Origin of the sequence: Paenibacillus piri (genome assembly GCF_004354045.1) — a bacterium.
GTDB lineage: Bacteria > Bacillota > Bacilli > Paenibacillales > NBRC-103111 > Paenibacillus_S > Paenibacillus_S piri.
In genome coordinates this window covers 817,721-829,277 of the sequence record NZ_SMRT01000001.1, presented here as the reverse complement: position 1 = coordinate 829,277, position 11,557 = coordinate 817,721, and the positions used below count along the sequence as shown (strand labels likewise).

9 protein-coding genes are annotated in these 11,557 nt (G+C 53.2%); 3 read left to right on the top strand and 6 right to left on the bottom strand.

All coding sequences use genetic code 11. The features are described 5' to 3' along the window. Positions 1 to 45: 45 nt before the first annotated feature. The 4 genes from E1757_RS03520 to E1757_RS03505 form a co-directional block, all read right to left on the bottom strand. Positions 46 to 927, bottom strand: a complete 882-nt coding sequence (locus E1757_RS03520; protein WP_133225416.1) for a carbohydrate ABC transporter permease — start codon at positions 925 to 927, stop codon at positions 46 to 48. Positions 928 to 951: 24 nt separating this feature from the next. Next, positions 952 to 1,854, bottom strand: coding sequence for an ABC transporter permease (locus E1757_RS03515; protein ID WP_133225415.1), 903 nt, complete (start codon positions 1,852 to 1,854; stop codon positions 952 to 954). Between the two features lie 253 nt (positions 1,855 to 2,107). Then, positions 2,108 to 3,790 (bottom strand): response regulator transcription factor, encoded by a 1,683-nt coding sequence (locus E1757_RS03510; RefSeq protein WP_133225414.1) that lies wholly within the window; start codon positions 3,788 to 3,790, stop codon positions 2,108 to 2,110. 13 nt (positions 3,791 to 3,803) lie between these two features. After that, positions 3,804 to 5,597 carry a sensor histidine kinase gene (locus E1757_RS03505; protein ID WP_133225413.1) on the bottom strand — a complete coding sequence of 598 codons (1,794 nt, stop codon included), beginning with the start codon at positions 5,595 to 5,597 and terminating at the stop codon, positions 3,804 to 3,806. Positions 5,598 to 5,776: 179 nt separating this feature from the next. On the opposite strand from E1757_RS03505, the gene E1757_RS03500 reads away from it, so the two are divergent. Both E1757_RS03500 and E1757_RS36190 read left to right on the top strand, forming a co-directional pair. Continuing rightward, complete coding sequence (locus E1757_RS03500) at positions 5,777 to 6,100, top strand: hypothetical protein (RefSeq protein ID WP_220446479.1); 324 nt, start codon at positions 5,777 to 5,779, stop codon at positions 6,098 to 6,100. Next, a complete protein-coding gene (locus E1757_RS36190) occupies positions 6,072 to 6,269 on the top strand; it encodes a S8 family serine peptidase (protein WP_220446478.1) in 198 nt (65 codons plus the stop codon). Before E1757_RS03500 ends, E1757_RS36190 begins: the two co-directional genes overlap by 29 nt. Positions 6,270 to 6,449: 180 nt before the next feature. On the opposite strand, the gene E1757_RS03495 is transcribed toward E1757_RS36190, so the two are convergent. Continuing rightward, on the bottom strand, positions 6,450 to 7,331 hold the full coding sequence (locus E1757_RS03495; RefSeq protein ID WP_165971939.1) for an AraC family transcriptional regulator: 882 nt from the start codon (positions 7,329 to 7,331) through the stop codon (positions 6,450 to 6,452). A 146-nt stretch (positions 7,332 to 7,477) separates the two neighbouring features. Here E1757_RS03495 and E1757_RS03490 point away from each other — a divergent pair, with 146 nt between their 5' ends. After that, positions 7,478 to 10,165 (top strand): alpha-L-rhamnosidase, encoded by a 2,688-nt coding sequence (locus E1757_RS03490; protein ID WP_133225411.1) that lies wholly within the window; start codon positions 7,478 to 7,480, stop codon positions 10,163 to 10,165. Between the two features lie 249 nt (positions 10,166 to 10,414). Here E1757_RS03490 and E1757_RS03485 read toward each other — a convergent pair whose 3' ends face one another. Then, complete coding sequence (locus E1757_RS03485) at positions 10,415 to 11,509, bottom strand: acyltransferase (protein ID WP_246078994.1); 1,095 nt, start codon at positions 11,507 to 11,509, stop codon at positions 10,415 to 10,417. Positions 11,510 to 11,557: the final 48 nt, after the last annotated feature.

Here is an 11,557-nt window from a genome sequence, read left to right as displayed (position 1 = left end):
TGCCAAATCACTCCATTGCCATAATTTTTTGAATTTTGCCCGGATTTACTCCTTAACGCTGCCCATAATGATGCCCTTCATGAAAAAACGCTGCAAAAACGGGTAAACGCATAGGATGGGCAGAGAACCGAGCACGATTTGCGCCGCTTTTTGCGTCTGGTCGGAAATGTCCTTCAGCATTGTGTAATCTACGGTGGTGCTTAAGCTGAGATCGAGATTGATCACGACGGATCGCAAATACGTTTGCAGCGGATAATTTTCCGTCCGATTCATATAAATCAGCCCGTCAAACCAGGAATTCCAATGTCCGACTATCGAGAACAGGGTGATCGTCGCTATCGACGGCATCGAAATCGGCACGATAATTTTCCATAGCGTCGTCCAGATGCCGGCGCCGTCGATAAAAGCGGATTCCTCGATTTCTTTCGGCAGCCCGCGCATAAAATTAAGCATCAGCACAACGCTAAATACGGGAACCGCACCAGGTAAAATTAACGCCCAGATCGTATTGATGATGCCCGCCTGTTTAATGAGCATATAGGTCGGAACCAATCCTCCGTGAAACAGCATCGTGATGACAAAAAACCATACGTATATCGTTCTGTACTTGAATTGCGACGCTTCCTTGGATAACGGATACGCGGTCATAATGGTCAGCAGCAAATTAATGCATACGCCCAAAACGACCCGCTTCAAAGTAACGCCGACGGACATGAGAAACTCCGGCTTGCTCAGCACGTATTCGTACGATTTCAACGTAAAGCGGACCGGCCAAAATTTTACGAAGCCTGCCGTAACCGCCGAGCTGGCGCTGAACGACTGCGCAATCACGTGAATCAGCGGCAGTATGCACAGCAGCGCCAGGCCGATTAATAAAACATGATTGACGATATCGAACGCTTTTTGTCCCTTCGTTCTACGGTTCACTGCGAACCCTCCTCCCGAGCAATGCTAAAATATGCGATATCCCGCAAAACGGTAGGCCAGCCAATAAGAGGCGGAAATCAGAAGCAGGGAAACCAGCGATTTGAACAGGCCGATCGCCGTCGCCACTCCGTACTGCGCGTCCAGTAAGCCGACCCGGTATACGAGCGTATCCAGAATGTCGCCGGTTTCATACACCTGCGGGCTGTACAGATTAAACACCTGGTCGAACCCGGCATTCAGTACGTTGCCCAGCGCCAGCGTGCTCAGCAAAATTACGATCGGCAGGATGCCCGGGATTGTGACGTATATCGTCTGCTTCCACCGGCTTGCGCCGTCGATCTCCGCCGCCTCATACAAGGAAGGGCTGATTCCCGCAAGCGCCGCCAAATACACGATCGTGTTAAACCCGAATTCTTTCCATTGATCCGACAAGATCAGCGTCGCCGGAAACCAATGGATATCTCCGAGGAAAAAAATCGGCGCAAGCCCGATCCATTCCAGGAAGCTGTTGACGAGCCCGTGCGAGGGAGATAAAATCTCGATTAAGATGCCGCCGAGAATAATCCACGATAAAAAGTGTGGCAAATAGATCAGCGTCTGTATGCCCCGCTTGACGAACTGGCTCCGCACCTCGTTCAACAGCAGCGAAACCAGCACCGGCACGACGATACCTGCAATAATTTTCATACAGGCGATCCAGATCGTATTGCGCAGCACTTTTAAGGAATCGGGCAAATGCCAGACGTATTCGAAATTGGCGGAACCGACAAAATCGGAGCGTAAAATCCCTTTGGTCGGTATAAAATCTTGAAACGCCATGACCAATCCGGTAAACGGGATGTAATGAAAAATAAAGATTAATATAACGCCGGGAACTAACATCGCATGATAGGCCCATTCTTTTTTCCAGCGGCCGGCTTTCACCATCTTCATTCTCTCCTTCTGCAGTTTTTCGGTGATCTGTCCCAGGCGCTTCGCCTTGTTGACTCCAGTATAATTCCCGGCATCGTCCCACAGCTACGTGAATGTATTTACCTTTGTTGACTTCTGATGACATGTTTTCCCGAACGTCATTGCCGGTCCAACACAAATAGATCCCCCGGTCGTCCAAAACCTTCCGCACATCGTTTCCCGGACTGCAAAAAAACCGCAGTCGCGGTTTTCATGCTCATGCGGCGTCTTAAGTTCTATGGCTGAGCAAAAACTGGTTTCTGTACTCTTGGGGCGTCATATTGGTCTGCTTCTTGAAAAAACGGGTAAAATAAGCCGAATCGAAACCGACGTCGCTTGCGATTTCGTGGATTTTGTATTTCGGCTGCTTCAGCATTTCCTTGGACTTGGCCATACGCAGGTTCACGATAAATTCCGACAGGCCGACGCCGCTGAATTGCTTGTACAAGCGCGATAAATAGGCGGGATTCAAAAAAACGTGCTCGGCGATTTGCGTCAGCGATAAATCTTTGGCCAAGTTTTTTTCAACATATTGGTTGACCTTGCAGATAATTTCATTTCCCCGGTTATACGAATCGGTCCGCTTGCGGCTAAGCAGCGCTTTGCCCAGCGCTTCAAAGTATTCGACTGCATGCTCCCACGAAGCATGCTCCTCGATATTGGTCAGCTTGACCCAGTCGATTTCCGGCAAATCCGACAAGCCGTAACGGTTTATATAACCAAGAAACATGGTGGCAAGCTTGCAGTACAGCTCCAAGCGCTGACTGTTCGCCGTTTTGGGGAGACTTCCGACTGCAGCCGTCAGCCTTCGGTAAGCAGTCAAAAACGATTCCTCCTGCCCGTTCAGCAAATACATCTCCAGCAGATCGATGGAAGACCGCCGGCTCTCCAGACCGGATTCGTTGTCGCCATGACGATCGGCGGCCGACGCATCAGGCGTGGTTTCGTATAAAATCATTTCCCGCTCGTTACCCGGCCCGCACATCAATTGCAGCTTCAGATCGTCGATCTTTTTACCAAGCCTTTCCCACGGAACGGGGCAGCCGCCGGCAGAGAAGGAGAGCGTTAGGTGGAGCAGCTGATTGCAGCTTGTCTGAATCGATTCCAGCGTCTTTTGAACGAACACCATAAGCCGCATCCATGCTTTCTCGACGGCCTCGCCCTCCATTTCCGCGCCGACATTCCCTGGCTGAATAAGCAGCAGCAGCTTGCACCTATCGAAAACAAGCGTCAGCATCCGGGAGGAAGGGCATAAATATTCCTCGATAATATTTTGGATCGCATAAAGCAGTAAGCTTTGATCGGAATAATTAATATTGTCCCACCAGGCATCAACCCGCCCGTATACGGGGTACACCGGACAATCGGCGTCAAGCGGCATGCCCAGCTCGTCGAACTGCCTGCCCATCGTATCGAAGCTGCCCGCTCCGCCGTGCAGCAGGCTCCACACATAGTCCCGCTGCAAGGAAGGAAGCGCCAACTGCATTTTATGCTTCGCCGCCAGCGTCACCTGTTCATTCTCCAGCTCGCTGGACAATTCCTCGATGGCCCTGACAACTGTTGAAATAATTTGCTCGTCGCCGTCCGTTTTCAGCAAATAATTGTAGCCGCCGTTCTGCAGCGCCGCTTGCGCATAATGGAAATCGCTGTAGCCGGTCAAAAAAATAACTTTGCAGCGCGGCCACTGCCTGCGGATTTCCTGCTGCAGCTCCAGTCCGGACATCGTCGGCATGCGGATATCGGTCAACACGATATCGAATTTAATCCGCTCCGTATGCCGGAGAGCTTCCACCGCCGAATACGCTTTGTATATTTCCAATTCGAGCTCCGGCAATTCGTTGAACAGATCGTAAAGGCCGTCTACCGTATACGGCTCATCGTCGACGATCAGCAGTCGATGCATCATCATCATGACCTCCTACCGTTTATTGGCGAAGCTGTACCTGCCTGGAAGCCAGTGCCGGCGGCTCAATCGCTCCGGCAACCGGCAGCTTCATTTCGATGCGCAATCCTCCCAGCTCGCCGATCGAAAAGCGGAGTCCGCCTTCTTTCCCGTATCGGATTTGCAGCCGCCGGTGCACGTTTAACATGCCCGTCGTTTCCAGCTCGGCATCCTGGCTTGTCAGCAGCAGCTGCAGACGCTTCAGTTCCGCCGCGTCCAGATCGTCCCCGTTATCCTCTACCATAATCGACAAAAAGTCGTCCATCCGCACGAAAGCAACGTTGATCCGCCCTTCCTCGAGCTTGTGCTCAAGTCCGTGCAAAAATGCATTTTCAATTAGCGGCTGAAGAACGAGGCGCGGAACCTGCAGCTCGTTGTAGCATGCGGGCAGTTCCTCAAAATTAACCGTAATCCGGTTGGAAAAACGGACGGACTGGATTTCCCCGTATACCCGGGCGTGATGAATTTCCGATTTCAGTGTCACCTCGTCGGAATGATTCCGGGTAATAAATTGAAAGTAATCGCCAAGATGCTTCGTGAACAGCAGCAGCTTGTCGATATCCTGCTTCTTGGCCATCCTGTACAAAATAAAAAAGCTGTTGTACAAAAAATGCGGATTGATTTGCGATTGAAGCTGCTTCAGCTCCGAGCGCTGCAGCCGGGTTTTATGCTCATACACTTCATGGATCAATATTTTCAGCTTGCTGACCATCACGTTGAACTGATCGAACAAATAGTTGAACTCGCCGTTATCGCCCGGCTGGACAGCGGCGTTCAGATTGCCCGATTCGACTTTCCGGAAGGCGCGCGTCAATATCCGCATAGGCTGATGAATGAACCGGAAGAGCCAATACGAATAAATAACAATCGTAATAACGGCAAGAAGCGAAAGCAGCCAAAACCAGATACGGAATTTTTGAAGCGGGCCTATCACTTCTTTTTCAGGTACGTATACGGCAAGCAGCATGCCGAGCAGCTCCGATTTTTTATAGGTGACGAAAAACGATTGCCGATTCATGTTCAGTACGCCTTGACCGGACTTTTCGTCCGTCAGCTTCATATTCTGAAAGTAGCCTGCCAGGCTGCCTGTTATCGGGTCGTCCCGATAATTCGAAATATCCCAACTTTCCTGCGGATTGATCAGGATCGCGCCGCCCTGGCTATAGTCCGCAAAGGACAGAAGCGCGTTGGACATTTTTTCATGCGACAATTCGATTCCCCAATAAAAAATCGGCTCCGACCGGGCATCCGTCCGAATTTGATAGGGCACGCCCATCAGCAGCTTACCGTTCCAATTCAGCAAATGGCTTGTATAGGTCGAGGACGTTTTCCGGAGAAAGTCCATCTCTTCCTTCGCCGGCTCGTTGCTGAAATCGTTGGCTTCGATCAATCTTCCTAACGAAGGGATGTACACCTCTACTTTTTTCGTATATTTACTCGTGTTTTTAATCATTCTCAATTTCTCTTGAAGCCTCAATATCGCGCTCGACTTTTCATAGTCGCTCATCGTGGCCGAAAGCTCGCTTAAGTTATGCAGATCCGTATCGCTGAAATATTCCTTTTGCAAATGCATCAGTTGGCCGATATCCGTTTCGATGGAATCCAAATAAAACTCGGTACGGGAAGCCATCAGCTGCAGCAACTGCTCCCTGGTAGTCGATTGGCTGAAATCATTCATCAGCAAGCTTAAAATATAGAAAGGTAAAATGACAATCAGAAAGCGAAGAGCCAGCTTGGGAAACAGCGACCCTTTTCCGTTCTGGATAAACCGCTTCATACGCTTCTCCTATCCGGGTTTCGAATGGTGAATAAAATTATATAAGGCGAAACGCCGCCTTTCCATAGGAAAGCTTCTACTTTCCTTGACATCCATTGACTTCCTTCGCGACAGCAACAAAAACGGGCACATAACGTAACCTTTCAAGTCGGCAAAAGCTGAAACATCCCGCTGCGCTGATGCGAAAGCTCGGCAGACGGAGGCTGCATTTTCACGACAAGGGACATCTATGGCTGATCGGCGGCTGGTCCGCCCGCGTCGCTCCGTCCTGCCTGCATACGATATGCCGACATAAGGGCGTTTCGAAGGTAGTATTGGACCGCGTCAACAGCATCCAGCTCAATATCGCCCGGCCGGCTGTAGGCGCTTCCAAGCTGCAGCGCAAAGGCTGGACTGGCAAAGGGGTAACCATCGCCGTGCTGGACACCGGCGTTTTAAACGAAGCCGCGCAACCGGATCAAGGCGTTCAAGGATTTGATCGGCCGCAAAAGGAGGCCGTATGACAATAACGGCCACGGTACGCATGTGGCAGGAGATGCGGCGGGGAACGGCTATTTAAGCAAAGGCAAGTACAAAGGTACGTCGCCGCAAGCTGATATCGTCGGTGTGAAGGTGCTCAACAAGGACGGCATAGGCCTCGACTCCACGATCATCCGCGGAATTCAATGGTAACGCATTCTCGGTCCGCTGCACTTGAAAAGCCGTTCGTTCGGCACAAATAAGAGCTCTGTAGTCCGTTACAATTTCCGATCCGATTATGCCGCGAGATAGGTTGAACGGCTGTGCTTACATTACTTTAGGATTGTTGTGCCTAGCTTGATCCCAAACCGCTGCGCAGACGCATCCACCTGCCTACCGCTGCTGCGGCTGCCGGCGGAACTGCCGGGGTGTCATGCCGGTGATCCGCTTGAACAGGGCATGGAAATATTTCATGTCCTGATAGCCGGCCTGCTCGGCGATTTCGCCGACTTTACAGCTCGTGCCGAGCAGCCGCTCGCAGCATTTTTGAATCCGGACGGTTTGTACGTATTCGATATAGGTTTGTCCCGTCGTCTGCTTGAACAGCCGGTGGAACTGCCGCGGGCCTATATTGATTTTGGCGGCGATTTCCGGCAGCGACAGCGGGCAGTCGATGTGCTGATGAATATAGCCCAGCGCCTCGTCGAGCCGGCCGGGCGCCGAGTCGGGACGAGCCGTTCCGTGCTGCCGGGAGCGGTACAGCACAATGAACAGCTGCAGCACATAGGTGAGCAGCATAAATCGTCTGGCCGGCTTGGTCTGCGTAAATTCAATGTGCAGCCGGCGCATCAGCTCTCCGATTTCCCCGAACGGCTCCTTCAGCTGGAACGGCGCGGTTTCCTGCCGCAGCGCAAGCAGCGCTTCCCGGTCGATATCGCCCAAAAACTCCGGGCAGCTGCCTGCGATTTGCTCAAAAAGCTGCTCTTGAAAAACGCAGTTGTACACGAATAACCGGTCTTTCGCCGAGGCATGCGCCGGCCTGAATACATGAGAAATGCCGACGGGGATGAAGAAGAGGTCGCCTTTCTGCACGGCGATAACCTCGTCCCCGATGTAATGAAACCCTTTCCCCTCGATGACATATGTGATCTCTACAAAATCATGCGAATGCTCTTGAAGCTCGAACGATTCGCTTACCCGGTTGACATACAACGGAAATCCGGGCTCAAATAACGCATGGCCATACAACGATCCAATCGCTCTGCGGATAGTCAAGCGCTCATCGTCTCCTTCGGTTCGGCTTTTCATGTAAAGGCTTTCAATGTCAGTATATCCCTATTCGTATGTCGGAATCAACCTGTAAAAACAAGAGCCTGCCATACTAAAATAAAAATAAATCCAATAAAAACGAGGTGTTGCTTATGCACGGGTTGACCGCTGTAAAGCTCAGATGCGAATATCGCCGCAGCCCTGTCGGAATCGATGTGCCCAGACCCCGGATCAGCTGGCAGCTGGCGGCAGGAGACGGGGAGCGCAGAAATGTGAAGCAGGCGGCCTATCGAATACAGGTTGCAGCCGGAGATGGTTCGTTCGACGGGCTGTTGGCATGGGATTCCGGCAAGGTCGCTTCCGACCGCTCCGTCCATGTAGAATACGGGGGCGATGAACTGAAGCCCGGCACAACGTATACATACCGGGTCCGTGTGTGGAGTACGACAGGCGATGAAAGCGGCTGGAGCGAGCCCGCCTGCTGGGTTACCGGCCTGCTGGACAGCACCGGCTGGTCCGCTCGCTGGATCGCCGGCCTGCATGGCGGCCCGATGGATCAGCCGACGCCGGCCGATCTGCTGCGCAAAAGCTTCGAGCTCCGGGGCGGCATCAAATCGGCCTTCGTGTACGCCACCGCTTTAGGCTTGTACGAGGCTCACCTGAACGGCCGGCGGGTCGGCGACTGGCTGCTTACGCCCGGATGGACCAGCTATACGAAGCGCCAGCAGTATCAAACCTACGACGTCACGGACATGCTGCATACGGGCGGCAACGCGATCGGCCTGATGCTGGCCGACGGCTGGTACAGAGGCAATCTCGCATGGAAGCGGCAGCGCAACTGCTATGGAAGCTGCCGTGCCGGACTGCTGCAGCTGCATGTTGTTTTTGACGACGGCAGCGAGCGGACGATCGTCACGGATGCCAGCTGGAAGGCGGCCGACGGGCCGATCCGGATGGCGGAGCTGTATCATGGCGAAACCTATGACGCGCGGCTTGAAGCAGACGGCTGGAGCGAGTTCGGCTATGACGACTCGGACTGGCGTCCTGCCGATACCATCGACTATCCCGCTGCGCAGCTCACCGGACAAGAAAACGAACCGATGCGGATCGTGCAGGAGCTTCGTCCGGTTCAGGTGATCCGCACTCCGTCCGGCGAAACGGTATTGGATATGGGGCAAAATATGGTCGGCTGGGTCCGGTTTACCGTTACGGCCGAGGCCGGTCGGGCAATTACGCTTAAGCATGCCGAGGTGCTTGATAAAGACGGCAACTTTTATCCGGGCAATCTGAGGAGTGCCGAACAAACGGTCACCTACATTTGCAAAGGCGGGGGAGAATCCGAGACGTACGAGCCGCGCTTCACGTTTCAAGGCTTCCGGTACATTTCCGTAGAAGGCTTCCCGGGTGAAGTGCTCCCGGAATATTTTACAGGCTGTGTCATTCACTCCGATCTGGAGCCGACCGGGAGCTTTGAATGCTCGCATCCGCTGGTCAATCAGCTGCAGCGCAACATTGTATGGGGGCAAAAGGGCAATTTCGTCGATGTGCCGACCGATTGTCCGCAAAGAGACGAGCGGCTGGGCTGGACCGGCGATGCGCAAGTTTTTATCCGGACGTCGGCATTCAACATGAATGTCGCCTCCTTTTTCACCAAATGGCTTCGCGATTTGAAGGCCGACCAGCTGCCGGACGGGGGCGTTCCTTTTGTCATACCGGATGTGCTGCCGGGTGAAAGCCATTCCTCCTCCGCCTGGGGAGATGCCGCCGTCATTTGTCCTTGGACGGTCTATCAGTGCTACGGTGACATCCGCGTGCTGGAGGAACAGTATGACAGCATGAAGAGCTGGGTCGAATATATTCGCCGTCAGGGCAATAATCCGCTGCTGTGGAATACGGGCTTTCATTTCGGCGATTGGCTCGGGCTCGATGCAAGCGAAAACAGCTATACCGGAGCGACGCCCAAAGATTTGATCGCCTCGGCGTTCTACTATTACTCCGCCCATCTGCTGAGCCTTGCCGCCGAAGTGCTCGGCAAGCGAGAGGATGCGGAAGCGTACCGCAGCCTGGGCGGCAAAATAAAAGAACAATTCCGCCGGGAATTTATCACGCCAAGCGGACGGCTCATCGCTCCGACGCAGACCGCCCATGTGCTCGTGCTCATGTTCGGGCTGGCCGAAGGCGAAGCCCACAGCCGCATCGTGCAATCACTGGTGGAGCTGATTGAGGAAAGGCAGTTTCATTTGACTACCGGCTTTGTCGGGACCCCTTATTTATGCCATGTGCTCACCGAAAACGGACATCATGTTATCGCGCTAAAGCTGGCGCTGCAGGAAAGCTATCCTTCCTGGCTGTATCCGGTTACGAAGGGCGCGACGACGATGTGGGAGCATTGGGACGGAATCAAGGAGGACGGGAGTTTCTGGAGCGACGACATGAATTCCTTCAATCATTACGCTTACGGTGCGATCGGCGATTGGCTGTATCAGGTTGCGGCCGGTATCCGTACCGACGAAAAGCAGTCCGGCTACAAGCATATCCAGATCCGGCCGCAAGCCGGCCAAGGATTCGATTATGTGCGGGCCGCTTACGAATCGCTCTACGGCGAAATCCGCTCCGAATGGGAGCTGTCGAACGAAACCATGAACGTGTTCATAGTAATCCCGCACAATACGACGGCGACGGTGCTGCTGCCCGGCGCGCTGCTGGAATCGCTGCAGGAAGCCGGCGAATCCGTGCTTGTCTCCGAAGGGATCCACGTCTATGAGCAGACCGCGGCGGGCGTGTCGCTCGTACTCGGCTCCGGCAGCTACCGGTTCCGGTATGACTGGCCTGAGGCGTAATCCGCGGCTTTCGCTGTCAGACAAAAAATCGGGGGCTGTCCCATAAGGATATCAACCGATGAAACAAATTCAAAGAATAAGCAAAGCCGCCTCCAACACCACTATATAAGTGGGGATGGAAGCGGCATTTTACATGTAAATTCATAGTCAGAGTGGGGGCTGAAAATCCAAAAATGACTTTTGGGACAGCTCCCTTCGTTATGCAGCGCAGGCGGCTGCGGCCGCGCGGCGGGCAGCTGCGAAGCAGCCTTAAGCCGCACCTTTTTGCGGCATCCGGTTGCGGGACGGCGCCATTTTTTTCCGTATGCGTCCATACAGCGAAACCGCAACCCATGGCACGATCAGGCTGAGCAGAAAGGCGCTGAACGTATAGGCATGATAATCGAGCATCCGCCCGCTGTCATTCACCGCATGCATACGCCAATAAGACAGCACCGCCGGATGCATTAAATAAACGCCGAACGATACGGCACCCAAGGACAGCAGCGCCTTCGATACGGCGGGCCAAAGCTGCAGCAGCTTGCGCCCGATCCAGATGAAGCTCATCGCCGCAAACATCGGATATGTATTGAACAGCAGCTCGTACCAAGTATTGTCCAGCAGCAGACCGAACCGCTCCTCCAGCAGAAACAAGCCCATAAAGCCCGCGCCCAGCGCCGCGCTCAACGGCAGCACCCAGCGGATATGTCGGGAAATCCATGCGGCAAACGCATCATAGTGCATCCCGATAAAGCCCCCCAAGCAAAACAGGCTGAAATAGGTCACGCAGAGCGAAGGCATGTGATTCAATGGCTTGACCCAGTGGTTATAGCTGTAAAACGCGAACTGCACCGCAATACCAAGTACGAACAGCCCTTTTCGAAAGCCGCTCCACATCCGGCACAACCAGACCAGCAGCGGAAACAGCAAATAAAATTGCACGATGATCACCATAAAATACAGGTGGTAGGAAGCATCGGCCCACGGCAGCAGCCCGAAAAATTCGGACCAGCTCCAATGCAGCTGATCCCGCGTGAACAGCAACTGGTTGTAAATATAATAGAACGCCGACCAGATCAAATAAGGAAATAAAATTTGCTTCACGCGCTTCAAATAGAAGGCAACCGCCTGTTTGCCGCTCCAATCGTCGATATATCGGTAGAACAGCACGAGCCCGCTGAGTAAAATGAATAACGGCACGGCAAAGTTGCTTAATTTATTAATGGCCAAATAAAGGGCTTGCGAGCCTGATCCGACAGGCAGTTCGACAGTCGCCTCCGAAGTTCCGTGAATCGTGAGCACCGCCAAAATCGCGAACGCCCTCACGATATCCAGCTCCAGCAGCTTGGCTTTCTTTTTCACCACGATCGTTCCAATCCTTCCATCCCGTCAAGAGGGTGCTTTTTTTCTATG

Coding starts and splice junctions, on each gene's coding strand:
- E1757_RS03500 (WP_220446479.1), top strand. CDS start 5,777: ATGCGAAAGCTCGGCAGACGGAGGCTGCATTTTCACGACAAGGGACAT.
- E1757_RS03490 (WP_133225411.1), top strand. CDS start 7,478: ATGCACGGGTTGACCGCTGTAAAGCTCAGATGCGAATATCGCCGCAGC.
- E1757_RS03510 (WP_133225414.1), bottom strand. CDS start 3,790: ATGATGATGATGCATCGACTGCTGATCGTCGACGATGAGCCGTATACG.
- E1757_RS03505 (WP_133225413.1), bottom strand. CDS start 5,597: ATGAAGCGGTTTATCCAGAACGGAAAAGGGTCGCTGTTTCCCAAGCTG.
- E1757_RS03515 (WP_133225415.1), bottom strand. CDS start 1,854: ATGGTGAAAGCCGGCCGCTGGAAAAAAGAATGGGCCTATCATGCGATG.